Origin of the sequence: Streptomyces sp. NPDC049915 (genome assembly GCF_040656475.1) — a bacterium.
Lineage (GTDB): Bacteria > Actinomycetota > Actinomycetes > Streptomycetales > Streptomycetaceae > Streptomyces.
Genome location: NZ_JBFAMH010000050.1, coordinates 1 through 22,217, shown reverse-complemented (window position 1 = coordinate 22,217; position 22,217 = coordinate 1). Strand labels below are relative to the sequence as shown.

At 68.2% G+C, this 22,217-nt stretch carries 29 protein-coding genes and 2 pseudogenes; 16 read left to right on the top strand and 15 right to left on the bottom strand.

The window, feature by feature from the left end; translation table 11 throughout:
* Nucleotides 1–223 precede the first annotated feature (223 nt).
* From AB0J12_RS38460 to AB0J12_RS38450, 3 genes are all read left to right on the top strand, one after another.
* Complete coding sequence (locus AB0J12_RS38460; RefSeq protein WP_363269453.1) at nucleotides 224–850, top strand: DUF6417 family protein; 627 nt, start codon at nucleotides 224–226, stop codon at nucleotides 848–850.
* A gap of 113 nt (nucleotides 851–963) precedes the next feature.
* Nucleotides 964–1,278 carry a hypothetical protein gene (locus tag AB0J12_RS38455; protein ID WP_363269452.1) on the top strand — a complete coding sequence of 105 codons (315 nt, stop codon included), beginning with the start codon at nucleotides 964–966 and terminating at the stop codon, nucleotides 1,276–1,278.
* Between the two features lie 212 nt (nucleotides 1,279–1,490).
* On the top strand, nucleotides 1,491–1,787 hold the full coding sequence (locus AB0J12_RS38450; RefSeq protein ID WP_363269451.1) for a hypothetical protein: 297 nt from the start codon (nucleotides 1,491–1,493) through the stop codon (nucleotides 1,785–1,787).
* Between the two features lie 18 nt (nucleotides 1,788–1,805).
* On the opposite strand, the gene AB0J12_RS38445 is transcribed toward AB0J12_RS38450, so the two are convergent.
* Together AB0J12_RS38445 and AB0J12_RS38440 are read right to left on the bottom strand one after the other, a co-directional pair.
* Entirely contained in the window at nucleotides 1,806–1,952 is a 147-nt protein-coding gene (locus AB0J12_RS38445) for a hypothetical protein (protein ID WP_363269450.1), read from the bottom strand.
* 206 nt (nucleotides 1,953–2,158) lie between these two features.
* Entirely contained in the window at nucleotides 2,159–3,385 is a 1,227-nt protein-coding gene (locus AB0J12_RS38440; RefSeq protein WP_363269455.1) for an IS110 family transposase, read from the bottom strand.
* A gap of 505 nt (nucleotides 3,386–3,890) precedes the next feature.
* On the opposite strand from AB0J12_RS38440, the gene AB0J12_RS38435 reads away from it, so the two are divergent.
* Nucleotides 3,891–4,832, top strand: a complete 942-nt coding sequence (locus tag AB0J12_RS38435) for a Ku protein (protein ID WP_363269449.1) — start codon at nucleotides 3,891–3,893, stop codon at nucleotides 4,830–4,832.
* On the opposite strand, the gene AB0J12_RS38430 is transcribed toward AB0J12_RS38435, so the two are convergent.
* The 3 genes from AB0J12_RS38430 to AB0J12_RS38420 all read right to left on the bottom strand — a co-directional run bounded on the left by AB0J12_RS38430 (nucleotide 4,829) and on the right by AB0J12_RS38420 (nucleotide 5,653).
* Complete coding sequence (locus AB0J12_RS38430) at nucleotides 4,829–5,011, bottom strand: hypothetical protein (protein WP_363269448.1); 183 nt, start codon at nucleotides 5,009–5,011, stop codon at nucleotides 4,829–4,831. The genes AB0J12_RS38435 and AB0J12_RS38430 overlap by 4 nt on opposite strands.
* Before the next feature lie 2 nt (nucleotides 5,012–5,013).
* Complete coding sequence (locus AB0J12_RS38425) at nucleotides 5,014–5,304, bottom strand: hypothetical protein (protein ID WP_363269447.1); 291 nt, start codon at nucleotides 5,302–5,304, stop codon at nucleotides 5,014–5,016.
* Between the two features lie 130 nt (nucleotides 5,305–5,434).
* On the bottom strand, nucleotides 5,435–5,653 hold the full coding sequence (locus tag AB0J12_RS38420) for a hypothetical protein (protein ID WP_363269446.1): 219 nt from the start codon (nucleotides 5,651–5,653) through the stop codon (nucleotides 5,435–5,437).
* A 182-nt stretch (nucleotides 5,654–5,835) separates the two neighbouring features.
* Between AB0J12_RS38420 and AB0J12_RS38415 the strand changes: the two genes are divergently transcribed.
* Entirely contained in the window at nucleotides 5,836–6,516 is a 681-nt protein-coding gene (locus tag AB0J12_RS38415) for an HNH endonuclease family protein (RefSeq protein ID WP_363269445.1), read from the top strand.
* Between the two features lie 75 nt (nucleotides 6,517–6,591).
* Here the strand turns inward: AB0J12_RS38415 and AB0J12_RS38410 are convergent, their stop codons facing one another.
* The gene (locus tag AB0J12_RS38410) at nucleotides 6,592–6,801 is read right to left on the bottom strand and encodes a DUF6207 family protein (RefSeq protein ID WP_363269444.1); all 210 of its coding nucleotides are present in this window, start codon (nucleotides 6,799–6,801) and stop codon (nucleotides 6,592–6,594) included.
* 462 nt (nucleotides 6,802–7,263) lie between these two features.
* Complete coding sequence (locus AB0J12_RS38405) at nucleotides 7,264–7,917, bottom strand: hypothetical protein (RefSeq protein WP_363269442.1); 654 nt, start codon at nucleotides 7,915–7,917, stop codon at nucleotides 7,264–7,266.
* Between the two features lie 70 nt (nucleotides 7,918–7,987).
* Between AB0J12_RS38405 and AB0J12_RS38400 the strand changes: the two genes are divergently transcribed.
* From AB0J12_RS38400 to AB0J12_RS38380, 5 genes are all read left to right on the top strand, one after another.
* The gene (locus AB0J12_RS38400) at nucleotides 7,988–8,608 is read left to right on the top strand and encodes a hypothetical protein (protein WP_363269441.1); all 621 of its coding nucleotides are present in this window, start codon (nucleotides 7,988–7,990) and stop codon (nucleotides 8,606–8,608) included.
* A 529-nt stretch (nucleotides 8,609–9,137) separates the two neighbouring features.
* Nucleotides 9,138–9,386 (top strand): antitoxin MazE7, encoded by a 249-nt coding sequence (locus tag AB0J12_RS38395; RefSeq protein ID WP_363269440.1) that lies wholly within the window; start codon nucleotides 9,138–9,140, stop codon nucleotides 9,384–9,386.
* 2 nt (nucleotides 9,387–9,388) lie between these two features.
* On the top strand, nucleotides 9,389–9,766 hold the full coding sequence (locus AB0J12_RS38390; RefSeq protein WP_363269438.1) for a toxin Doc: 378 nt from the start codon (nucleotides 9,389–9,391) through the stop codon (nucleotides 9,764–9,766).
* Nucleotides 9,763–10,041: a hypothetical protein gene (locus AB0J12_RS38385; RefSeq protein ID WP_363269437.1), complete on the top strand. Its 279-nt coding sequence runs from the start codon at nucleotides 9,763–9,765 to the stop codon at nucleotides 10,039–10,041. The genes AB0J12_RS38390 and AB0J12_RS38385 overlap by 4 nt, the downstream gene beginning before the upstream one ends.
* Nucleotides 10,042–10,421: 380 nt before the next feature.
* Nucleotides 10,422–10,787: a hypothetical protein gene (locus tag AB0J12_RS38380; RefSeq protein ID WP_363269454.1), complete on the top strand. Its 366-nt coding sequence runs from the start codon at nucleotides 10,422–10,424 to the stop codon at nucleotides 10,785–10,787.
* 91 nt (nucleotides 10,788–10,878) lie between these two features.
* Here AB0J12_RS38380 and AB0J12_RS38375 read toward each other — a convergent pair whose 3' ends face one another.
* The 3 genes from AB0J12_RS38375 to AB0J12_RS38365 all read right to left on the bottom strand — a co-directional run bounded on the left by AB0J12_RS38375 (nucleotide 10,879) and on the right by AB0J12_RS38365 (nucleotide 12,169).
* Nucleotides 10,879–11,034, bottom strand: coding sequence for a hypothetical protein (locus AB0J12_RS38375; RefSeq protein ID WP_363269435.1), 156 nt, complete (start codon nucleotides 11,032–11,034; stop codon nucleotides 10,879–10,881).
* Nucleotides 11,035–11,401: 367 nt separating this feature from the next.
* A complete protein-coding gene (locus AB0J12_RS38370) occupies nucleotides 11,402–11,941 on the bottom strand; it encodes a winged helix-turn-helix domain-containing protein (protein ID WP_363269433.1) in 540 nt (179 codons plus the stop codon).
* Nucleotides 11,942–11,992: 51 nt separating this feature from the next.
* The gene (locus AB0J12_RS38365) at nucleotides 11,993–12,169 is read right to left on the bottom strand and encodes a hypothetical protein (protein ID WP_363269432.1); all 177 of its coding nucleotides are present in this window, start codon (nucleotides 12,167–12,169) and stop codon (nucleotides 11,993–11,995) included.
* Here AB0J12_RS38365 and AB0J12_RS38360 point away from each other — a divergent pair.
* From AB0J12_RS38360 to AB0J12_RS38350, 3 genes are all read left to right on the top strand, one after another.
* A complete protein-coding gene (locus tag AB0J12_RS38360; RefSeq protein WP_363269431.1) occupies nucleotides 12,159–13,499 on the top strand; it encodes a hypothetical protein in 1,341 nt (446 codons plus the stop codon). The two genes, AB0J12_RS38365 and AB0J12_RS38360, sit on opposite strands and share 11 nt — an antisense overlap.
* Before the next feature lie 119 nt (nucleotides 13,500–13,618).
* Entirely contained in the window at nucleotides 13,619–13,768 is a 150-nt protein-coding gene (locus tag AB0J12_RS38355; protein ID WP_363269430.1) for a hypothetical protein, read from the top strand.
* Nucleotides 13,769–14,788: 1,020 nt separating this feature from the next.
* Complete coding sequence (locus tag AB0J12_RS38350) at nucleotides 14,789–15,193, top strand: hypothetical protein (protein ID WP_363269429.1); 405 nt, start codon at nucleotides 14,789–14,791, stop codon at nucleotides 15,191–15,193.
* Between the two features lie 223 nt (nucleotides 15,194–15,416).
* Here AB0J12_RS38350 and AB0J12_RS38345 read toward each other — a convergent pair whose 3' ends face one another.
* Together AB0J12_RS38345 and AB0J12_RS38340 are read right to left on the bottom strand one after the other, a co-directional pair.
* Nucleotides 15,417–15,701, bottom strand: a complete 285-nt coding sequence (locus AB0J12_RS38345; protein ID WP_363269428.1) for a DUF6233 domain-containing protein — start codon at nucleotides 15,699–15,701, stop codon at nucleotides 15,417–15,419.
* A gap of 387 nt (nucleotides 15,702–16,088) precedes the next feature.
* Nucleotides 16,089–16,772 carry a hypothetical protein gene (locus tag AB0J12_RS38340; RefSeq protein ID WP_363269427.1) on the bottom strand — a complete coding sequence of 228 codons (684 nt, stop codon included), beginning with the start codon at nucleotides 16,770–16,772 and terminating at the stop codon, nucleotides 16,089–16,091.
* A 45-nt stretch (nucleotides 16,773–16,817) separates the two neighbouring features.
* Between AB0J12_RS38340 and AB0J12_RS38335 the strand changes: the two are divergent.
* A pseudogene (locus tag AB0J12_RS38335) lies at nucleotides 16,818–16,978 on the top strand (IS5/IS1182 family transposase); the annotation flags it as partial.
* Nucleotides 16,979–17,119: 141 nt separating this feature from the next.
* Here AB0J12_RS38335 and AB0J12_RS38330 read toward each other — a convergent pair.
* The 3 genes and pseudogenes from AB0J12_RS38330 to AB0J12_RS38320 all read right to left on the bottom strand — a co-directional run bounded on the left by AB0J12_RS38330 (nucleotide 17,120) and on the right by AB0J12_RS38320 (nucleotide 20,450).
* Nucleotides 17,120–17,233: a terminal protein gene (locus tag AB0J12_RS38330; protein WP_363269426.1), complete on the bottom strand. Its 114-nt coding sequence runs from the start codon at nucleotides 17,231–17,233 to the stop codon at nucleotides 17,120–17,122.
* 53 nt (nucleotides 17,234–17,286) lie between these two features.
* Nucleotides 17,287–17,691 (bottom strand): helix-turn-helix domain-containing protein, encoded by a 405-nt coding sequence (locus AB0J12_RS38325; protein WP_363269425.1) that lies wholly within the window; start codon nucleotides 17,689–17,691, stop codon nucleotides 17,287–17,289.
* 277 nt (nucleotides 17,692–17,968) lie between these two features.
* Nucleotides 17,969–20,450, bottom strand: a pseudogene (locus AB0J12_RS38320) (Helicase associated domain protein).
* A gap of 358 nt (nucleotides 20,451–20,808) precedes the next feature.
* Between AB0J12_RS38320 and AB0J12_RS38315 the strand changes: the two are divergent.
* Entirely contained in the window at nucleotides 20,809–20,991 is a 183-nt protein-coding gene (locus tag AB0J12_RS38315; RefSeq protein WP_363269423.1) for a hypothetical protein, read from the top strand.
* A 72-nt stretch (nucleotides 20,992–21,063) separates the two neighbouring features.
* Nucleotides 21,064–21,357 carry a hypothetical protein gene (locus AB0J12_RS38310; protein ID WP_363269422.1) on the top strand — a complete coding sequence of 98 codons (294 nt, stop codon included), beginning with the start codon at nucleotides 21,064–21,066 and terminating at the stop codon, nucleotides 21,355–21,357.
* Nucleotides 21,358–22,217: the final 860 nt, after the last annotated feature.

Genomic DNA, 22,217 nt, shown 5'->3' with positions numbered 1-22,217 from the left:
AACCTCTGCTTCAACGCCGGATCGAGCCTCTTACCGCCCACGGTCCCCGCAACTCCCATCATCGTGAGTGTTGCGAGGACCGCTAGAACGGGCCGTCGGCGGGGGTGGCCCCACCTGCGTGGCGTCCCGTATCACGGTCGCAGGGCCGTCGCGGGGCCATTCGCCCAGCACCGCGTCCAGGCTCTACCGTCTGCTGTGGCATCAGGTGAGGGTAAGGGTGAGCATGAACGCGCGGCAGTCACGGCTGGACGCCCTACGCGCCCTGCGCGAGCGGGAGGCAAAATCCGTCTACGGCTGGGTGCTGTCCACCGATGTGCCGCCAGGTCTGCAGCAGTCCCTGCAGACCGCGGCCGCCCAAGGCCTGGTCGAGTTGGCCGACCGGGAGGTCCGCGCGGAACTGTCCGCCTATGAAGGGCGCCCCGTGCTGTGGGCCGCCCGCCTCAGCCCGCAGGGCCACGACGTCCTGACCTACCTGCACGCCTCGCCCGACCCCACCCCGCTCAGCACACCACCCGCAGCCGAAGAGCAGGTGATCGAGCTGCGGCCCGCGCAGATGGATGCCCTGCGCGTCTACACGAACCTCGCGCCCGTCCTGCGCGTGGCGCCGGCCGATGGCCTCGTCGAGCGGGTACGCACCGCCCACTTCGACCGGCCGGGCAACCGCTGGCGCATGACACTCACCCCCGAGCAGATCGAATCGATCGCCTACGCCTTCCACCTGCGCGCGCTCAGCGGCTCGGTCGCGGAAGCCAACTGGTTCGCCCGCGAGTACGGAGTTGCCTACCGGATGGATCAGGCGACCGGCCGCCCGGAGGCCGTGCGCTCGCGGTCGCGTACCGTCTGCCCTTGAGTCGCGCTTTGAGGTCATGTCATGGTGACGGGCGTGCTGTTGGCTGGCCGGCGCTGCCGCGGCGACCCCCGGCCGCCTGTTGAGGGCACTGCCCTGTGTTGGAGTATGACCGGGTGATCGGATCGGAGTATCAGAACGCTGCCCAGCTCTGGCAGGAACACCTCGATGCCGCATTCCCCGCCCACCTGCGAGGCGTCGAGTTCGAAGACGTCGACATGGTGATGCTCGATGCCGGTACCGCAGGTTGTGTCTACACATGGATCAACAACGGCGGTGTCCTCGATTATGAGCGCAGACGCATCCTCCAGAGGTGCATCGAAGACCTGGACCGCGTGATTCCGCACATCAGCGACCGCTCAGGCCGTCAGTACTACAAGCGCCTGCACCGACTTGCCTTGCTCGTTTCAAGGTCCCTCGCCATCAATTGACATGAACTCATAACCTCCGCTGTGATCTGAGGCGGGAGCGCTCCCGGCGAGGCCTCAACGGAACGGGACCTCCGCTGAGGCCTCGGCGGTGTCGCTGCCGTATGCCGCCACAGCGCACCCTGTTAGACCCGTTCGGCTGAGGTCGACGCGCGTGCGGCTCGCCAAGATGGTCGACTGGGCCGGACTCTGCACCATCTGAAAGGGAGCTCAGCATGCCAATCGTCGCGGTCTTTGATATGCCGGGGATGACCCAGGCCCAATACGAACAGAGCGTGGAGAAGGTGTCCGGTCGGCCTGGCCCGGTAAAGAGCCCCGCCGACTGGCCGGTGCCCGGCCTCATTTCGCACACCGCCGCCCCCACCCCCAACGGCTGGCTGGTAGTCGACGTATGGGAGTCCGAGGAGGCATTCCAGCAGTTCGGCGAAACCATCGTGCCGATCCTGCAAGAGCTCGGCTTCCCGGAGGCGCAGCCGAAGATCTATCCGGTGTTCAACGTGGTCACCCACTAGAGATCTGAATGGCTGGGGTTACTCGGCGTCGAGTCCGGCCTTGGTGATGAAGTCGTCGATGAGGCCGGGCGCGAACCCCTGCCCTACCCCCACACCTCCGGGCCGCCACCCGCGCCACTCGATGTCGTCGGACCGGTTGACGTCGAGGTCGTCGATCCCTTCCATGCCGGCGTCCTGGAGGAAGGCGACGATGTCGCGGAGCCGGTAGGCGCGGCCGAGGATGGTGCCGCCGCACGCGCCGGCCGCCCTGGTTGTCGGGTGGATACACGATCACCTGGACCATGCCTTAAGCGTCGCGCCGTGCCCCGAGGGGCGCACGGTGTGGTGCGCAGGCGGCGTCGCGTTCGTAGACATCTCACGGGGCCAATGAGTCAAGCTGCCTCCGCGAGAAGGGAGGGGAACCCGGTTTGTTCGTCGAACAGTTCCCCTCGCTGGAGGCAGTGGTAGAGCTGACCGATCATGCGGTTGAACAGGTGCCGCTGAGCCTGGGAGTGCCAGTCGCCACGCTCGCGCCGGTGCCGGTAGTGGGCCTTTGCGCCGGGCGATGCCGTCAACGCCGCGAAGGCCCAGAGGTAGCCGGCGTGGTTGAGCCGGTCGTTCTTTACTCTGCGGCGGCCCACATGATGCTTCTTTCCAGAAGCGCGGGTGATAGGGGCCGAGCCCGCATAAGCCTTCAGGCCGCGCGCGTCGGCGAACCGGGTCCGGTCGTCTCCGATCTCGGCGAGCACCCGGGCACCGAGCTGGACGCCGAGACCGGGGAAACTGAGGATCACATCAGCGTCCGGGTGCTGGGGGAAAGCCTCCTCGACCGCCTTCGCGAGGTCGTCGGCGGCGGTGCAGGCGGCCTCCAGCTGCAGCAGGAGGGCAAGCATCTGCTTGCCGAACGCGTCTTCCACCAGCGGTGGCTGATGGGCGTATGCGGCCCGAAAGATCTCGCGCATCCGGTCCGCCTCGGCCTCGATGCCGCGGATGCGCCCCGCCCGCCGGAGCGCGGAACGCAGATGGGCGCGCGAGAGGCCGGCTGCGCGGGACGGCGTCGGTGCGGCGGCCAGGACGGCGCGGGCTTCGGGGCGGCACAGCCCGTTCTGCCAGACCCCGAAGGCCTCCAAGGCGGCCGGGTAGTACTCCCGCAGCAGCGAGCGGAGCTGGTTGGACAGCTGTTGCCGGTTCCAGATCGCATCCTGCTGGGCACGGGCGAGCACGGCAATAGCCTGGGCGAGGTCGCTGTCCTGGGGCAGCGGCCGGTGCACGACCATGTCGGTGCGCAGGATGTTGGCGAGGACGAGGGCGTCGCCGGGGTCGGACTTCTTGCGGCTGACGCCGTGCCGGTCGCGGTAGCGGGCGACAGCCATCGGGTTGATCGCGAATACCTGCCGCTTGCCGGTGCGCAGAGTGGCTACGAGCAGGCCGCGGCTGGTCTCGATCGCGACCGGGATGGGACTGTCACCGGTGTCGCCGTGTTCGGCGAGCACGTCCAACAGCGTTCGGTAGCCGGCAGCGGTGTCGTCGATGCGCAGCTTGGCCACCAGCCGGCCAGCGTCGTTGACCAAGGCGACATCGTGATGGCGTTCGGCCCAGTCGATACCGCAGTAGATCACGGTCGGATTCCTCCCCCTCACAGTGGCGTCTTCGCTGGTCACGAGCACATACGGGCCACGCGGCGACCTAATTGCAGGACTCACCGGTCCGACATCTCACAAGCCGTTCGCGGCACCAGCGCACCGCGCGGGCCTCGCTCTTGGCCAGGGCTCGATGGCTCGGGCAGTTCAAGAGATCACCGCGCGGCGGGCTCGCACCACGCTCAGGATCGTGGGCGACGGACCTGTGACGGCGGCGGCCGCAAAGACGCCAGGATTCGCCACTCTTCGCTGGGGCCTCGCAGGCCAGGAGACTTAGAGGCATCACCCCGGCAGCCGTACGACCGCCACCACCACGACCATGGAACGGCTGCCGGTCTACGAAAAGGCCTGATAAAACGGCCCGGCTGAGAGAAGGCATCCCGGTTCCACAATCGAACAACCCAATCCGGCTACGGCCACTGAGCTGAGCTGTTGAAACCCAATTAGGCTGGGTGGTGCTCGGGGCTACCACGGAAGGACCCCCATGCCCCGGACGATCTGGAGCGGCGCCATCTCGTTTGGCCTGGTCACGGTGCCGATCAATGTGGTCGGCGCGACCGAGGACCACAGCATCCGCTTCCATCAGTACCACCGTGAGGACGGCGGCCGCGTCCGCGTGAAAAAGTTCTGCGACCTCGAGGACCGCGAGGTGTCCAGCTCCGAGATCGGCAAGGGCTACGAGGTCACACGCGAGACGAAGCACCAGCCGGCGCAGATCGTGCCGATCTCGGACGAGGAACTGAGCAACCTCCCCCTGCCGACGGCGAAAGCGATCGAGATCGTCGCGTTCGTCCCGGCCGCGGACATCGACCCGATCCAGATTAGCGACGGCTACTACCTGCAAGCCAACGGGCAGGTCGCCGCCAAACCCTACAAGCTCCTCGTCCAGGCCCTGGGACGCTCCGAGAAGGTCGCCATCGCCAAGTACGCCTGGTCCGGCCGCGAACGCCTGGGCATGCTCCGCATCCGTGACGACGCCCTGGTGCTCCACGCGATGCGCTGGCCCGACGAGATCCGCAACCCCGCCGAGCTGCTCCCGCCGCCCGCGGAGGTCTCGGACGAGGAGGTCGAGCGGGCACTCGCCCTGATGGACACCATGACCGTCGAGGACCTCGAAGAGCTCGACGCACACGACGAGTACACCGAGGCCATCGCGCAGATCATCGAAGCGAAACGGGAGGACAAGCCGCTCCCGCAGGCGCCGGAGGTAGAGGAGCCGGCGCAGGTCCTGGACCTGATGGCCGCACTGAACGCCTCGGTGGAAAAGGCCCGGGAATCCCGTGGCGAGCACGGCACTCACGCAGAGGTACACGAGCTGCCGAAGCCGAAGAAGAAGGCCGCCGCGAGGAAGCCGGCCGCCAAGAAGACCGCAGCGAAGAAGACGGCGACGAAGAAGGCAAGCAGCCGCAAGCCGCGCACCGCCTAACCGCCGGCCTGCTCGGCGGCGCGGCAGGCCGCACAGACGACCAGGGCGTGCGGCCCGTAGCGCACCGTGAGTCCCTGGCATCGCGCGCAGTATCCGACCTGGCTCGGCCGGCACCCGAGGAGCAGCGCCGCGGTGGCCCGGTCTGTCGTGGGGTCGATACGTCTGGGCGCATCGTTCATGCTCACGACGCTACGGCGCCGCCGTCCCCACCGCCCGAGGGCACCGGCCGGACAGGGCGCCGCGCCGCCCGCCTGGCGGGCGGGCGGGGCAGTCCGCCTCCTTGCTGCGCGTCGCGGGAGGGAGCCAGCGCGCTGCGGTATGCGAGCCGCAGACCTTCTTGCGGCCACTGATACGCGCGGGTGCCCTTCGAGCCGGATCCTTCCGCATCCACCAGCACCTGGTAGATGACGCGTCCGTCGGGCCAGTCCTGCCTGGCCCGTACCTCGGCGAGCCGCCAGCGCCCCGCGGACATGACCCAGAGGGCGGGCGGATCAGACGAAGGCCACGTCCGCACGACCGGCTTTTGTCCATCCTCCGGGCGCCATGGCCGAGCCGTCAACGCCTCCGGAACTGCACTGCTCATGAGTTTGATCCGGGCAGGATCAGGAGGCGGCCGAGACGTCGCGGGCGCGATGACCGCCTGCGTAAAGCGCTGATGCGGCCGGCGTGCGCTGGCCATGCCATTGGGGGTGGAAGAGCACCTCGCCCGACAGCTTCACGAGTCGTCTGCGCAGCACGGTGCGCGGCTGGGCCGCGAGCTGGCGGTAGGTGGCGTGCCACTCGTCAACCGCCCGGGCAAGGTCGTCGGGAATCGGTCGCATGGCTTAATTCAATCACGTGTTCGATTTTCTTCGCTCGTCGACACCCGCCCGCTGTGCCCGCGGTGACCATCCGACTTACCGCCCGGCCGAGTGGAGCCACTGCCGCTTTCCCGGGCGCGTCGGCTTCAGGGGCCGCTACGAAGATCACGACCAGCCGGTGATCTTCGAGAGGACCTCCTGCCGTGCGCTTCCCCCGTGCCGCCGTCATCGCCGCAGCCCTCACCGCCCTGCTGCTCCCCGCCGTCGCCCACGCCGATCCGGCTGGCGCCACCGTGCGCGATCCGGGGCAGACGCTCACCGCGCCCGTGCGTGACGTCCTGGCCCAGCTGTCCATCGCCGTGGAGGACCGCACCGGCTACCAGCGCGACGCCTTCAAGCACTGGGTCGACGCCGACAAGGACGGCTGCAACACCCGCGCCGAAGTCCTGCAGGCCGAGGCCGTCATCGCCCCGGAGCAGGGTCCGCGTTGCACACTGACCAGTGGCCGGTGGTACTCCCCGTACGACGACCGCTACATCGACGGCCCGCGCTGCCTGGACATCGACCACCTGGTCCCGCTTGCCGAGGCCTGGGACTCCGGCGCCTCTCGGTGGTCGGCCGCCGAGCGGGAGGCGTACGCCAACGACCTGGGCGACGAGCGGGCGCTGATCGCGGTGTCGGCCGCGTCGAACCGGTCGAAGGCGGACCAGGATCCGACGACGTGGCTGCCGCCGGCCGAGGGCTACCGCTGCAAGTACGTTGCCGACTGGGTCGCCGACAAGATGCGCTGGGGCCTGAGTATCGACCCCAGCGAAGAGTCAGCTCTGTCGGAGAACCTGAGCCGCTGCCCGAACGCGCCGGTCACCGTCACGCTCGCCCGGTAGAGCGCAGAGCGCAGTTACCGGCGGCCGCAGCGGCCGGTAACTGCGGCCCTCACCGATGGCTCGCGTCTGGCACTGCTACGAGTCCGGCTCCGGGTGGAGGTTCACAAAGCAGCGCAGTCGTACGCCCGGCTCGCCTGGTTCGCGGGTTGTACGGTCCGCCGGGGCGATGGCGCACCGCGCGCCGAGCAACGCCTGGACGGCGAAGGCGGTCGCATCATCGGCGGCCGCCACCTCCACTACGGCCAGGCCCGGCACTGCCACGTGGGCGTCATGGATCCTTCTCACGCACGGCAGGACGTGCCCACGGCTGCAGTAGTTCTGCCACTGGGGCTCCTTCACCCGACCGTGTCCGGCTGCCTGCCGGGGAGGCTGCGGTAGGCGGGGCTCGTCATGTTCCCCGCAGCGGGGTGATCACGGCGACAGGGGGCAGCCTGCGTTGCCGCAGAGCCTCCGTGAGTGCAGCAGGTGTCGTGCGCCGCTCGCGGTCGGTCTGGGGGCTCTGTTCGGCAAGCTTGTCCAGGAGACGAGCGCGGCCCTCTTCCACGGGGCGGTCCTCGGTGAGCACTTTGCTGAACGTCCTCATCACGGCGTCCGGCCCGGCGAGGCCGGTGCGTCGGGAAACGGTCGCGGGCAGCGTGCTGCTCGTGGGCCGGGGCGCAGCCGGAGTCGGGTCGGCTTCGTGTCGACTGGAGGGCTGCAGGGCGGTCGTGGCGTGCGTCATGGTCGGCGGGGTCCTGTCAGTCGGGGTCATGAGTCCCACTGGTCGCAGTACTCGATGTGGATCTCGCGTGCGTCGCCGAGAATGCCGTCGTTGGAGTGGAGCTCGGTGCAGAAGTGCGGGTAGCTCGGATGGGCGGGGACGTATCCGGGGCCGTTTCTGGCGACGTCGAAGAAGTGCCGGGCGGTGTCCCTGAACACCTTCGCGCTGCCGGTCATGAACAGGGTCTCGGCGTGGAGCTGCTGGTGAAACAGATCCCGGTTCTCCTGGTAGTTCCGCGCCTCGTGATCAGTCACGGCTTCGTCGGTGTGTCCTGCGCCGGGCAGTGTGACGGTCTGTGGACGTCCTGGGCCGAGCCGTCCTCGTACTTCCTTCCAGCGTGAGGGTGCGAACTGGAGCGAGTGGTGCAGCAGCACGAGATCAAGCTGCCGTGTGCCGTCTTCTGGCAGCTCGCGGGAGGGGCCACGGTTCCCCCGCATCGGCAGGTGGACCAGCGAGCGCGGTGAAGAGGCAGCGAGCTTCCATAGCCCACCGATTCGCTGGGCGGCATCCTGATCGAGGTAGGTGTCCAGGTGCCGATCGTGGTCGATGAGCACTGCGTGGGCCAGAGGCCGGGCAGGTCGGATGACCTTGAACTCCGCGGATCCGAGCCGTGCTTTGTGGATGGTGATGGGCAGCTTCATTGGTTCTCCGGGACAGGCGGCTGACATCGGCGGCGTAAGAGGCCCAGTCGCCGGCTGATGCCTTCTGCCATTGGACGGCGACTTGGATGTGGACACCGAGCACCCGGGCGAGGATGGCGGCGGGCAGTTCGGCGGCGAGGGTGAACAGTGCGGTGGAGCGGTCCTGCCGGGGCCGGATCCCGATCTTGTGGAGACGCTGGCCGATCCGGTCATCGCCGAGGGGGTGTCCTGGGCGGCCACCGGGAAACAGCCAGGGGACGTCCTCGGGGGTTCCGATCTTGGCTTTGCCTCGGCGGGTCGCGACGAGCTCGCGGACGAGTGCTGCCAGCGGCTCGGGAAGGACGACCGGCGAGGTGCCGATCGTGATCGCGACGGTGTCGTTGTCGGGGTGGACGCCGTCGGCAGTGAGCTGACTGATGGTGGCGATCTTCTGCGTGTCGAGGACCAGCAGCCGTCCGGCGATCGCGGTCCGGGATGGGCAGGGCGTCATCGTGGAGAAGTCGTCGGGCATCTGACGACGAATCTGGTGAGTTCGGCGAGTGGATCGCCGTTTGTGTCCGGGCACTTCGCGCAACGCGGGTCACCATATCGGTCCCGGCTGACGACGCGCCGCTGCTGGCGGCAGCATACGGCCGGCTTGTCGAAGCAGGGCGAGCATCCCCACCGGCCGCCGGTGCGGCTGCCCACGTAGGGGCTTCCGCGGCCGCACTTACCGCAGCGGGGAAGCGCGATGTCCTGGGCGCCGGCTTCGCGAAGAGCCATCAGCAACCGCGCGACGCAGAACGGTGCCGGAGGCCGTCCCGTCCGCAACTGCGACGGATCGTCGTGCAGGGCCTGGGCGAGGCGTCGGCGACCGGCTCGTTCACGCATCACCGAGCAGGCGATCTCGCGAACGCGGTCGGCGTCCAGGTGCCGCTCGACGATTCACCTCGCTGCACCGGTCGAGGACGGCCGCGAAAGCGGCCTGCCGCTCCTCCCCGCAAGCGGTGCCGTACGTCGACGGCCTCTTGATCGCGTATCTGTCGCCGGGTGACCCGGCCCTGGATGAGCGCGCCGCCCAGTGCCGCTGCCAGCGTTCCTGCGATCCCCATTGCAGCAGCCCACACGGCTGCATCCCCCTGATCCATGCCCCGAATCATGCCGCCCGGCGCCGTGGCATAGCCACCGGCGAAACCGCTCACCGGTATTCAGGACGGTAGTCATGGGTGCATACTCGGAGTATGGCCGACACAACCGTGAAGATCGACACCGAGACGCGGGACCGGCTCGCCGCCATCGCCGCCGCCCGGAACACAAGCGTGCGAGCGCTGCTCGCAGACCTCGCTGTCCAGGAGGAGAACCAGATCAAGCTGGGCGCGGCCACCGCCGCCTTTCGTGCGGCCGTGTCGGCGCCGGGCATCGCCGAGGCGTTCGACCGTGACTTCGGCGGCCTGCCGCAGGAAGTCGGCCACAGCCACCGGGCGGCCTGACCTTGGACCTGCACATCGACATCCGGTGGCTTCTGGACCGGCAAGAGGAACTGCTAGGCAAGGACCTCGCCGTCAGCGACTACTCGGCGCTCGTGGCTGCCGTGGCCCGGCACCGGGTGAATACACCGCACATCGAGGTCGGGGCACCCGACGCCTACTGGCGGGCGGCCGCGCTGCTGGAGCAGATCGTCCTCCTACGGCCGCTGCCGGCGCGCAACGAGTTCTTCGGCTATGGCGTGGCCGTCGCCTACATCCAGGCGTCCGGCGAGACCGTGGACACCACGTACGAGCCGTGGCGGGACCTGATCACCGACATCCGCGCGCTGCGCCTGACCGTCTACGACATCGCCGACCGGCTGCGCTCGATGGCGACCCGATGAGTGAGACCCAGGACGCCGCAAGCTCCGAGGTCACTGAGGTGGCGCAGTTCATGCTGTCGATCGCGGCAGACCTCCGCCGACTCGACCAGCTCACCCTCCACGCCACCGGGCTGCCGAACTGCCTCAACATGGGCCCTCGCATCGAGCAGTGGGCCGACTCGCTGTACACCACCGTCGACCAGGCCGCGCGCTTCGAGCGGTCGCCCAGCCTGGAGCAGCTCCTGCAGGAGTGCCGGGCCCGCCTGCAGCAGACCGGGGTGGCTCGAGGAAACTGAGCGGCTCGCCCACATCAGCTACTACCGGCTCAGTGCTAAGTGCACTGGTGAAGGGGTCGTCGTTCCGCTCTTCAGCGGTGTTCACTCCTGCCTGCCCGCGTAGACGGGTGCTCGTGCTGGGGACGAGGTGTACGCGTTGCATGTCAACCGGCGCGAGGTCTTCGTGGTGAGTCAGCTGCGGGTGATCGACACGGTGAGACGCGACGCTGCGGCGCGGCCCCCGCAACCTGGGAGGACCCTGCGTATCCCGGCACGGCGACTGGTCGATGCTCCGCGCCGGCGGAAGCAAAGGATGCCGTCCAGGGCAGACGTACGCCTCGAGGTGCTCGGCACAGCCCTCTATGCTGACCCGGCAACGACCAAGGGGGAACGGGGTAGTGGTGGACTGGTTCTGGTGGGTTCTCATAGCCTTCTGGACGGGCGGCTTCGCCTGGGCAGCCGACAACATCCGCACCGCGCTGCGCAACCGGCATGAGCGCAGACTGCAGTTGTTGGAGGCGGCGAAACAGGAGCGCTTGGCCGTCGAAGCGGCGAACAAGCCCCCTGAGCCGGTGTGCGGCTGCACGCATCACCTAGCCAAGCACGACAAGCAGGGCCGATGCCACGAACAAGTCGAGGTACCGACGGCCTGGGACGAGAACAAAAAGCCCCTGCGCTACGAGGCCGGCCAGTGCAACTGCCAGCAGTACGTAGGCCCCCAACCCCTGTCGCATGTTTACGCGGAGGATCTGACCGACCTCGCCTGACCGCAGTAAGGGACAGGCCGGCGGCCACACGTTTCACGTCGTGCGGGCTATCGCCGGACGAGCGACACAGCCAGGACCCGGCATGGAAGAGTCACGTGCCCAGGGCCAAGCCGGTGCCGGCGAGACAGCCGTCGATCACGTCCGGCCGGTACTGGAGCGTCTTGAGCTGATGCTTCACCGCGCGGGTGACTTGGCTGAGGCTGGCGGCGGCGAGATTGCCGATGTCGCGCTTGACCAGGGACCACACACCCTCGGTTGGGTTGAGGTCGGGCGCGTAGGTGGGCAGCTGAACGACGGTGAGTCATTCGGCGTTCGCGTCGATAAACTCGCGCAGCGGCTTCGTCAGGTGTAGTCGGACGTTGTCCCAGACCAGCACGATCGGCCCACCCAACTGAATGCGGGCCCGGACGATCAGATCACGGAAGTCGCGTCAGCCAGCCTTTCGGCTGGTCCTTGCGCCCGGTGTACTCCCGGACCGCATAGAACAGCCGGGCCCGCTCACCAGCCCTGTAGCAAGTCATGCCCGCCATCGACACTCGCCCGGAACCGCGGCCGCGCACCCGCACGACCGGCGTGCAGCCCCCGGCGACCCCAGGTCCTGGCAGGCGGCGGAGTCATCGACTGCCCGGCCTCGTCCTCAAAGACGATCCAGGCCCCGTGTTCCGCCGCGATGCTCTTACCCGCGGCCAGGTCTCCTTCTTCCAGACGTCGACCGAGGCGTCGTCCCGCTCGATGGCTCTCCGGGCAGGCTGCTGCCACGACCAGCCATGCCGCTTGTGCAGCAGCCATGTGCCCTCGACCGCGTACGAGACGTGGAACAGGCGACCGATCAGCGTCTTGATCCGAGCCAGGGTCCACCGCTGGTCCGCCCAGCCATGGACGAGTGGTCCTCGCGCCGACTTCCTTTCCGGCCTGGCGATCTGCGTATCACTGAGCCTCGGTCGGCCCGGGGATCCCTTCGACAGGACCCCGGCCTCGCCACGCTCGCGCCACTGGCGACGCCACCGCTCCACCGACCGCTCGCTGACCCGCAGCGCGGCAGCGATCTCCCGATTCTTCTGCCCGCCCTCGAAGCGTTCCACGGCCTGCAGCCGAACCCGCTCCCGGGCGGCCCTCCCGGCGTCGGTCAGCCCGCCGCCCTGCGCGTATCTCACAGACCAGGGCTACCGGAACGGTCCTACCATCGTCATCGAACGGCTCCGACATCACCCAATCAAGTTCAGTAGCCCGAACCATGTGAGCCAGCCGTCCATCAGCTCATCCTGGCACAACTGGTTTGGCGCGCCTGTACGGCGCGCCACACCGGCATCCGCCCCGACCGGCAGGGCGAAAGCCGAAGGCACGAGGAAGCGCACAATCATGACGCAGGCCATGGCCGACATCGCCAGATCCGCCCTTCAGCAGGGGCGCACGGCCATCGCCGGCGTAACCGCCAAGCCGCCGGCCATCATCCGTTCTGCATTTCCAGTTGTCGCCGATGTCTGGATCAGCGGACGGCTCGGCTTCGTTCTTCTCCTGCACCGCAGGCATGACGGTCTCGTGGGCGAAGAGCTGTACTACTCCCTGCGCAGCGAGGATGGCGTCTGGGACCGACCCGACCACGTCAGTGGCGGCATCGTCGGGTGGGACACCCCCGCTGTTGAAGAGGCACTCGCCGGGGCGCCGATGTCCGTGGTCGCCGAATCCGAGTCCCTGGTCCACACCGGACGCGCCCCGGATGCTGGTGACGGCGAGCTGGTCAAGATCTGTGAATTGCTGGTAAGCAGCGACGCCGAGCTTGTCGAGATCGAGTGCTTCTCACCAACCTCTCCAACGGCACCTACGCTCAGATGTCTTCTGGGCAGTACCACCCGGGGCTGCATCGGTCCCTGGTCGCAGGGTTTCGCCCACGCCAGACTCTGCGGGTACTTGCGTCCACCGAGCGTCCAGGCCCCCTGCACCCAGCTGTGGCCCGTGAAGTTGAGGTCGCCGACAGTCACGGACAGGGACACCGAGGAAGGCTCGGCCGACATGGCCGGGCTTCCCGGGCCGGCCGCCAAGCGCGGTCACGCAGTCGCTGACTGGCCCAAGACGCAGGGTTGCTTCGACCGCTCAGCGGAAGGAGTCGGCGATGCGGGGGGCGACGCCGACTGCGACGCGATCGTGCTTGCCGCCGGCGCCTTGATTGCCGTCTACATCGCCTACCGCGACGAGAAACTCGGAGCCGCCATCGTGGTCGGCGCTACCGTGACTACCGTCCTCTACCTGCTGCTCTTCGGCAACTGGGCCCTCAAATCGGGGCCCGTTTCTACAATCTCCGCAGGTCAGGAGGGTAACAGTCGCGGCGGACTGCTACCCGGGCCGTTGTGGGACCAGCCCGCCGCCCCGGAGCCGGGGACGGCGCGCGTCAGCGTCTCCGGGCGGTCGAGGGGGACCGGACGTGGGCTCTTCGAGCGGGTCGACAGGGGAAGGACCAAACGGAAGGCGCTGCCGTGCCTCATGCGTGTAGCAGCGGGATCAATCGTCCTCACCCGTCTCGGCCTGACGGGAGGGGGTTCGGAGGTCATTGTCGATCTCTTCGCTGGATCAGGGGGCCTCGAACTGGGCAGTAAGGCGACCTGTGCGCAGAACTTCGTGAACACCGTGAATAGTCGATTGCCGCAGGTAGAGGCCGGTGCTGACCACTCCTCAAGTGGACATACGGGGCCTCAAGTTGTGGTCCCACGGGCCTGAGCTGTAGTACCCGCATCTATGCTTGGAGGACGTTCCTTCGTGGCGTCTGTCCCGTGCTTCACCACCCGGTGAAGGCCCGGCAGCCCGGCCGGGCTACCTCGGACACCACGGAGGTCCACATGGAAGGCAAGACGCCCGTCGAGGACGGCGACGATCAGGAGGCCGCCGAGCGGCGCCGGGAACGGCGCAGGCTCATCCGGCAGCTCCTGGTCGACTGGTCGCCGGTGCTCGCGGGAGTCGCCAACCTCGTGGTGCAGCACCTCTCCTGACCGGGAGCGGTGGGCGGGGCGTAGCGGCCGTGGCAGCAGTAAGCCCGGTCGGATGACAGACGACCGGGCTCACTGGCTGTATCGCGGAGTGGAGGGCCCTGGACCTGGGGTGGAGCCCGGGAACGGGGCCCTCTGCGTCAAGTTTTACGCGTCATTCCGCGCTTCGATCGTACGGGAAACGACGCCCCGGTCTACAACCTGGGCTACAGACCCCCCTCTCGTGAAGTCGTGCTTCTACTTCTCCGCCGCCCGACAGGGGCCTTCCTCGGCGGCGAGCGCGTCCAGCAGCTGGCGCATCGCGAACAGCGCCGGTCGCGCCCTGGTGATGTGACGGACTCCAGGACGGCCGCCGCCGGATGCAGGACGTCGACCAGGCGGCCGTCCCTGGCGTCGTCCGCTACCTCGTGCAGCGCGGCCCGGAAGGTCGTGGTCCCAGGGGCAGCGGGCCAGCCCCTCGGCGAGCAGTTGCTCGCTCGGGGTTGGGTACCAAGAGCCTGCGTCGTATTCGGCGAGGAGAGCCTGGGCGTCCTGCTCCAGTGCCCTGGTCATGGCGGTGGTGGTCACAGTCGGTCCAACGCGGTCCGGTCGCCAGGGTGGCAGGGCCGTCGCGCCGACTTGGCTGAAAAATCGTGGCCTGATCGTGTGCATGGAGCACCACCCCTCCCCGGACCTCGTGTAGCTCCAGGCGGACTGGCACCGCACGTACGCGGCGCTCGCCGAGCCGCGACCGCAACGCATCCACCTCGTCGACCGCCGCCTGCTCGCGGACTGGGCCGCAGGCGCGGCCGCTGTGGGCGCTGCGCGCGGTGCTGCCACCGCGCCGTCCGTCATCCTTGTCCTGGCCAGATCGCTACCGGCACGACTGCGATGCTGTCGGGTCCGTACGGCCAGCAGGCACTGACGCCAGCAGACGAATGCATTGATCGCTGCTTACTGATCGTTTCAGAATGTCGTCCTGCCGAGATGCTGGCGGCCCATGGAACAATCCCTTCAGCACGGGCTCTGGGGGGATGACGCCGTATGGAACGGGTGGGGGCTGCACGGGAGCTCGTGCTTGGTTACGTCCAGGCTCTGAACGCGGTTGACGAGGCCATGAGGGCGGCGATCCCCTCGCTTGAGCGACTCGTAGATGTACTCGGCCTGGTCCGTTCGCGCGGGATCATCAGCAGGAGTGGGCACGTCGGCACCTACTCCTACGAGGTTCATGGGGCAGGGTGCCGGTTCGTGTGCGACAACGGCGCTGAGGTCGATGTGGACTTCGCAGCCGATGGGAGTGAAATCTTCGACCTCTGGCGGCTGCGCTGGTATGGGCTGAGCCTGCCGGAGCCTATTGACGTAACGGATGAGGACCTGCGGGCCGCGGTGCGGTCCTTGCACCCGCTTCTGACCGAGGTGCGGCCGGGGTGGTTCAGCGTAGCCAGCTGATCGCTTCAGGATGAGGTGCGCAGGCGGCGCAGGCATATGAGGCTGCAGGCCAGTTCGAGCAGGCGGACCTGGTCGTTGAGATCGCGGCGGACACGGCGCGGGAGCGGGGGGTTTGGCGCCACCCGGTCCGGCTCATACGGCTGCGCCAGGACATGGCACCCGGGGATGCGCCGACCTTCGGCGAGGGCATGGTGCCCTCGGCGTGAAGCGGTGCCCTCAGCGGTTAGTCGAGGAGGGCGGTGTCGGGGCGGCAATGTGCGCATGCGGGGACCTGCTGGCGCAGTGCCTCCAGGGCCTGGGCGCGTGTGGCCGGGTGGCACCGGCCGCTCTTCGCGGCCGCCCAGCAGTCGCCGGTGTGCACCCGGTCGACGTTCTTCCGGTTGAGGCCGTACTGGATCAGCCAGTCAGGATCAGGGGGTCGGGCGGCCAGGTCGCGCTGCCGTTCCTCCTCGCGGCGTTCTTCCTCGGCGATCCACCGGCGGGTGCGTTCCAGGTCACGGACCTGCACGCGCTCCAGGAAGCGGAGCAGCGTCAGGCGCGCCGGAGCTGAACCGGCCGCACGTTCGATTTTAGGATGGCGGGTGACCGGTCAACGACCGGCCAGTGTCTGATCTCTCGCAGCGAAGGTTGAGCATTATCAGCGAAGTCTGGTGACCGCTAGGTTTTCTCAGCGAAGGTTGAGCGGCCGCTGAGGCCGGGGTGTCCGGAGAGACGGTGAGAGGACCCGTTAACACGCGTACGGCGATCAAGCGCTCAGCGCCTTCGACCTGGACTTTCTCGATGGCGGACAATGCTGCCGCACCGCATCGAGGCCGGATGGAACGTCAGGTTCGAGGCTGTGACGTCGCACCGTCCCTTGCTTCCGTCCCGCTCCTGGCCCTTCATGTCAACAACCTCAAGGAGACTCCGGCGAGCGGCCGTTGTCGAAGATGACCCCGTGCTCGCCCACGCTCACCGGGACATTGACCCACTGGGCCTTGCCGTCGACGGACGAGGCGTACTGGCAGCGGTGACCGGTGTCTTGGCCATATGCGACGAGTTCGAGGTCCGGCACCTTTCCGCAGCGTAGGTGCTTGCTGACCCCGTTGTACTCCTTCCAGAACTCGCCGTAGACAGACTTCGCCGTCAGCGGGGCCTGGCCCGCATTGGTGATTTCGTACGGTTTCAAGTCACCGGCCGGCTCGTCGAAACGGACGGACCAGGGGACCTTCACGCCGTTGTAGGTGACCATGCACCGTGTGGTCACACCCGGCTCCTCACTCACCTTGTCGCCCTTGCACGTGGCGCTGGTCTTCCCCGGCATCCCGGCCATGGCCACGGTCTGTTTACGCATCGTCCACAGCACCCGTTCGGTGAACGCGGCGTCGTCGGTGGGTTCCGGCGGCAGAGCGCCGAGTAGCGTCTTCACCGTCAGGAGTCCAGGCTCAGCCGAGGTGATCGCGATGGGAAGTTCCTTGCCGCTCTTCGGCGGCGCAGTGTCCGCAGGGCGGGAGGCGTTGTCATGCGATCCTGACCCGCCGCAGCCTGCGGTGACGAGAGCGATCACGGCTATGCCCAGGAGAGTTCTACCGATGCGCATGCAGCCTAACTCTAGCCAGACGCGCAGCCGGTCGAGACGGTCACAGTGAACAACTTCGGCAAGCTTTGGCGCTGCACCGAACGCCGGAGAATGGCCATCGAGTACTTCCTCGCCCTGGCCAGCACCATCATCACAGTTCGCTGCCTGATCCGACGCGCCTGGACCCGCCACCGCTGGAACATCCTCCCCGAAGCCCGCGTATTCGATGGCCTACTGGCGGACGCCCTAAGCCAGGAGCGCTCACTCAACCTTCGCTGAGAATCGCTCAACCTTCACTGCGACAGGTCAAGTCGCGTCAGGCCCTCGCGACGCTGAAACCCTGACGCGTTTCGATCGAAGGAGCAGGCTCACCCGATCGAGAAGTCGGCGAACTCGATGTCGCTGAAGGCGATGTGCAGGCCGTGGGCGTGGCGGCCCCATTCGCGAAAGTAGGCGTGTCCCAGCGCGCGGGCCAGGATCACCGTCTGCTGCTGCTCGCCCGCGCCGGCATCCCGAGCTGCGAACAGCTCCCGGGCTACCTCTCCCGGGCTACCTCTCCCGGCAGACCCTGGGTGATCCACCGCACCCGCGGATCGTCCGAGGACCCTGCCGCAGCAGCGAACCCGAATCGCGCCCTGGTGTGAAAGACGAAGCCTTCCGCCTCGGCCAGGGCACGCCGACGGGCCCGTATGCGGGGCTGCCACCGGGACAGGACCGCTTCCTCGATCGCCCGGACCTGCATCGGACCCGGCGGACGACGTGCTCCGGGCTTGTTCGTCACCCACCGCTGCACAGTGCGCTGCGACACCCCCAGCACGGTGGCTACCCTCCGGGCGGAACCTTGGTGCGCCGCCAGTAAAAACCGCAGGCGGGCCCTGGTGCTTGAGGGAACGGGCCGCGTGCGCAACGCACGCTCCAGTCCCTCTTCGATCTGTCCCACGTCCGCCTCTCCAAGCGGCCAGCTGACAGGGCCGGCACCCCGCCGTCCGTAGGGTGGTTCTCTCACACCACCGCCCTGCACAGGCTACGAGTCTTGGGGGTGCCCGGCCCGGCTACGTCTACTACAGGGCTGACTCCACCGGAGTGGCTCTTGGGGGCAGCAACCGCGCCTCGGGTGCCCGCCTCGCGTGACTTCCGGCGTTGCCCGTCGCGCACGCGTACGGATTGCGTCATGTAAGCGTACGGATTGCGTACGTACTCCGTCCCGATCACCGAAGCTATCCCCAGCGCATGCCGATGGCGGAGAGCTGTTCGATCCGTTCCGGTGAGAGCGTTGCGACCCTGGACCGCTGGTTGCTCACCCACGCTCCTAGCCGTACGTGGTGTTCCTCCGCCCCCTGCTCGCGGTCGCGGCCACCGCCCGTGCCGCCTGCGGCGGTGATCGTTTCGATGTGTTTCCTGGGTACGCGGAGGTGTCCCTCGCGTTGGTAGAACTGGCGGGCGGCCGTGTAGTTCATGGCCCACTTGTCGGCCTGGCTCCGGCGCGGCGTGGGTTTCTCGTCCTCGGCCGCGGGCTCGATACCCAGGATGTGCTCGCACATCCACTGCTGCACGGTCGTGAGCTTGTCCCAGCCGAGGCGGACCGAGCGTACCCACCGGCCGAGGTCTTCGCCTTGGTGCACGACGGTGCCCGGCGACGTGGGCAGTTCGCCGCCGGCTTCCAGGTGCTGCCGGGTGAGGTGGAAGCAGCGTTGCCATTCCACTGGCCAGGCCGGGCACCAGGCCGGGTCGATGTCCTCGAGCTGTTCGCGCCGCTCCTGCGACAAGGCGCCGGCCGCCGAGCTCACCGGCAGTCCTTCGGCACGCCGCTGCTCGATGTCGGCGGCCTTGCGGGCGGCGGCCCTGGCGTTCTTCAGAAACAGCCCCACCCGGTACCCCTTGTAGGTGGCGTGCAGCGGCGCCAGGAGGTGGCCCGCCTCCGCTGCCCACCCGCGCGCCGCCGCGAGACCTTCCTCCCACGCGACGTCGAAGTGCGACCACACCATGCCCAGCTTCTCCAGCTGCGCGATGCGCTCGGCGTCCATAGCCCCGCGGGCGTAGAAGCGGCGAGCGTCGGCGATCCATTGCCCCAGTGGGAACCCGACGAGCGCGGCCGGCCACCCCTCGGCCTCCACCGCCTGGTCGTGGCCGCCGGGCACCCGGTAGGTGAACGGCACCTTCAGGTCGCTGTGTTCGCGGGCGTAGATGACGGCGGCTTCGATGCCGCGTCGCCAGTGCTGGTGTTCGGGGTTGAGGACGCGGAGGTTGATGAACGCGGCCAACTGCGCGGGGTCACGGGGGGTGGAAAACTTCAGCAGCTGCCGGGCCGGCACGGACAGTCGGTCGCTCCCGGCTTCCTCGCCCTCTTCGCTGCTCGAGCGGGTCTGTACGCCTCTGACGCTGCTGCGGGCCTGGGGCTCGGCGAGCTTGCTCCACCACCCGCGTGTCGTGCGCTCTGAGGGCTTCCAGCAGCTTCGCCAGGCCGCCGTAGGCCCGGGAGGTGAGCATGTTGTCGGCAGTCTCTCCGGGCCCGAGCAGGACCGGCACGACCAGCGAGGCGATCTTGCCGTCGCCGGGTTGTACCCGCAGCGCTCGCCCGACGGCTTGGACGAGGTCCGGCATGGAGCCGCGTACGTCCGCGAAGTACACGGAGTCACAGTGGGATGTATCAACGCCTTCGCCGAGCACGCGAACGGAGCCGAGGAACGTCTTCTCCACGACCGTGCCGTCCGCGGCGATCCCGGCCGCGAACTCACCGAGCACTCGACGCCGGTGGCCCGGCCGGTGGTCGCCGCACAGCCAGTTCGTCCAGATGGTGCGCGGGTACAGCTCGGGCTCGGCGGCGTGCAGCCGCTCGGCGACGTCGGGGAGGCCAGCCGCGAAGGCTTCGGCTTCTTTGACGACGTGGTGGAAGACGAGCGTGCGCCGGAAGTTCTCCTCGGAGGACGCCTTCAGCAGGGCAGTCTGCAAAGCGGCCAGCCGAGCCCCGCGGACCTCGTCCGAACGCGCTTCAACGCCCAGGAGTTGTGCGGCTTGGAGCTGGGTGTCGGTGATGTCCAGGCATACGACCTGGTAGGGGGCGCAGATGCCTCGGTCGATCGCCTCGGACAGGGTGAGGGTGTAGCAGCGCGCACCGAACTGGCCGTCCGGATCGTCCTCCATCGAGGCGACCAGCTCACCCGGCGCGCCCTGCTCGGCCTCCTCGTCGAGCTGCCACAGCCGGGGTGTGGCAGTCATGTACAGCCGGCGCAGGGCGGGGATGCGGGTGTTGTCGTGGACGACCGCCCACGGCTTCCCGATCCGACCCGAACACCGGTGGGCTTCGTCCACGACGATCAGCGACCACCCTGGAAGGCCGGCGGCGTGTGCGCGCTCGAGCGTGCCGAGCCCGAGGGAGGCGTAGGTGGCGAACACGGTGACCTTGTCGAGCGGTCGCACCCAGTCGACCAGCTCGCCCACGTCCGTGGTGTTCGGGAAGGACGCCTCCTCGCCCCGCAGGGACGAAACCCCGATCATCGGGCCTGTGCGGCCGCCCGCGCGCCACGCGGCCTCGGTCTGGGCGAGCAGATCCAGGGAGGGCACGAGGACCAGCACGCGGCCCGCACCAAGCTCCTCAGCGCTCCGGGTGGCCACCAAAGTCTTGCCCGAGCCGGTCGCCATGACCACCTGAGTGCGCAGCCCCCGCTCCGGCACAGTAGATCTTGCAGGCCATTCGAGCATCCGAAGTACCGCGTCCACGGCTTCTCGCTGATGAGGACGAAGCTCCTTCACCGCCATTTCAGTCCACCCTCTCCCGCGAGCCGGACGACGGCACGCCACACCAAGACACAACCAACTGCCCACTTAAGAAGGGTCCCTGGTCCACGGCACCTACACTGCGACACCGGAACCACGCCCCGATGCTGGACACAGATGCCCACCTTTAAACAGGTCACAGAACTCGCACAGAACTCATAATGATGGAGCCATCCAGTTCCAGAGCCTATCGCAACTAAAGAATGAAGCAGACATACAAGGAATCAGCACAGACACCAGGGGTACTCCTCGCCTACCACTGTCCACCCTGCGGGAGAGAGCCATGACACAGACCACTGAGAACGGCGAAAGAAACCGGTTCTGCAAGGCGTGCGGCACGCCGGCCGAGGACGGAAAACTGTGCAACCACTGCGGCGCCGTCCTGGACCTTCCCGACGACGCAGGCCTGGTCGAGGACCAAGGCGTAGCAGTGCGCCGCGACTTCGAAGAACGCACCCAGCAGTAAGCATGAGAAGCAGCCGGAGAGCCAACCCGATCAACTCCGTTGAACAGCGTGCACTGGGGTACACGGGCCGGCATGGCATCCAAGACTGATCGCGTTAAGTCCTTGCGGGCCGTGCGGCAGCTGCGCCGGGTCCGCACCTTCTACGCAGGTGGCGTCCTGCTCTGGGCGGTACTGACCGCCTGGACCGCCTGGCAGTCGCCCGGCAGCCGGCAGATGTGGGTGTCCGCCCTCCTCCTGGCAGTCTTCAGCGGCCTCCTGCTCGCAGCCTCCCTGTGGCTGCAGCGCCTCCAGGCCACAAGCGAGCGACGTCCCGCGCACCACGCCGCACCACGGAAGGCGACTGCAACACGCCACGCGCACGCCTGATGCACCGCGAGACCGTCCCTTTCCGGCCCTCTCCCAAGGGTGGGGAGGCAAGGAGCGGCCAGGGGGTAGGCGAGTAGGTATGGATGGCACACGACTTCGACAGGATGATCGGAGCTCACAGGAAACCCGCGCCCGCGGAACGATGCGGATGTGGCGATGGGCCAGGTGGGCGGCACTTGTTCTCGCGGTCAGCTGGGCTGTGAACGGGACCGTCAATCTCATCCAGGGCGAGCAGGGCCGGGACCTGTGGTGGCCTATGGCCAGTACCGTCATCTGGGCAGCGCTGACCATATACGGCTTCAGGACCTACCGCCGGATCAGGACAACGACCCTGCCAGGCATCACCGGCCGTTCGTCCGCCTGACCACCTCGGCCAGCCAAGCCAGTTGCGCAGTGGCACAAGGGCTCAGACTTATGGAGCCCGCTCCCGCGCCGCGCTTCCCTGCTGAACGACCGCCGGTCCAAGTGCTGCGCCACCGAGGTAACGACCTCCGGTACCGCCATACGCGGGGGCCCGCAGCCAGTGGGGACGCGGTGCACGCCGAGGCCCTGTATGCGGCGGTCCCTCTTGAGAACAACGAACCGCGGCACCCCCTCTCCTCGCTGCCCGGGCCGCAGGCCCGTTGGCCGCACCGCGCAGCGGGGCCGGCCTTCGGGACGCGGAGCGCCCCGGGGTGGCTGGAGCGCAGCGTAAGCCGCCCCCGAGGGGCCGCAGGCCCCGCGCTCCGGGAGCGCAGCGGACGGAGCGTCACCGGCCTTGCGCAGCAAGGCCGGTGGACTGCCCGGCACAGCCGGGCAGGAGCGCTCGCGCCGCGGGGGGGCGCGAACCCCCACACTCCACACGGATCACCCACCAGTTG

What these genes read in the sequence shown, in the direction of transcription:
- AB0J12_RS38460 (WP_363269453.1), top strand. Translation starts at nt 224, where the DNA reads ATGAACGCGCGGCAGTCACGGCTGGACGCCCTACGCGCCCTGCGCGAG.
- AB0J12_RS38450 (WP_363269451.1), top strand. Translation starts at nt 1,491, where the DNA reads ATGCCAATCGTCGCGGTCTTTGATATGCCGGGGATGACCCAGGCCCAA.
- AB0J12_RS38445 (WP_363269450.1), bottom strand. Translation starts at nt 1,952, where the DNA reads ATGGAAGGGATCGACGACCTCGACGTCAACCGGTCCGACGACATCGAG.
- AB0J12_RS38435 (WP_363269449.1), top strand. Translation starts at nt 3,891, where the DNA reads ATGCCCCGGACGATCTGGAGCGGCGCCATCTCGTTTGGCCTGGTCACG.
- AB0J12_RS38430 (WP_363269448.1), bottom strand. Translation starts at nt 5,011, where the DNA reads ATGAACGATGCGCCCAGACGTATCGACCCCACGACAGACCGGGCCACC.
- AB0J12_RS38425 (WP_363269447.1), bottom strand. Translation starts at nt 5,304, where the DNA reads ATGTCCGCGGGGCGCTGGCGGCTCGCCGAGGTACGGGCCAGGCAGGAC.
- AB0J12_RS38420 (WP_363269446.1), bottom strand. Translation starts at nt 5,653, where the DNA reads ATGCGACCGATTCCCGACGACCTTGCCCGGGCGGTTGACGAGTGGCAC.
- AB0J12_RS38405 (WP_363269442.1), bottom strand. Translation starts at nt 7,917, where the DNA reads ATGAAGCTGCCCATCACCATCCACAAAGCACGGCTCGGATCCGCGGAG.
- AB0J12_RS38395 (WP_363269440.1), top strand. Translation starts at nt 9,138, where the DNA reads ATGGCCGACACAACCGTGAAGATCGACACCGAGACGCGGGACCGGCTC.
- AB0J12_RS38385 (WP_363269437.1), top strand. Translation starts at nt 9,763, where the DNA reads ATGAGTGAGACCCAGGACGCCGCAAGCTCCGAGGTCACTGAGGTGGCG.
- AB0J12_RS38360 (WP_363269431.1), top strand. Translation starts at nt 12,159, where the DNA reads ATGGCCGACATCGCCAGATCCGCCCTTCAGCAGGGGCGCACGGCCATC.
- AB0J12_RS38365 (WP_363269432.1), bottom strand. Translation starts at nt 12,169, where the DNA reads ATGTCGGCCATGGCCTGCGTCATGATTGTGCGCTTCCTCGTGCCTTCG.
- AB0J12_RS38355 (WP_363269430.1), top strand. Translation starts at nt 13,619, where the DNA reads ATGGAAGGCAAGACGCCCGTCGAGGACGGCGACGATCAGGAGGCCGCC.
- AB0J12_RS38350 (WP_363269429.1), top strand. Translation starts at nt 14,789, where the DNA reads ATGGAACGGGTGGGGGCTGCACGGGAGCTCGTGCTTGGTTACGTCCAG.
- AB0J12_RS38340 (WP_363269427.1), bottom strand. Translation starts at nt 16,772, where the DNA reads ATGCGCATCGGTAGAACTCTCCTGGGCATAGCCGTGATCGCTCTCGTC.
- AB0J12_RS38315 (WP_363269423.1), top strand. Translation starts at nt 20,809, where the DNA reads ATGACACAGACCACTGAGAACGGCGAAAGAAACCGGTTCTGCAAGGCG.
- AB0J12_RS38310 (WP_363269422.1), top strand. Translation starts at nt 21,064, where the DNA reads ATGGCATCCAAGACTGATCGCGTTAAGTCCTTGCGGGCCGTGCGGCAG.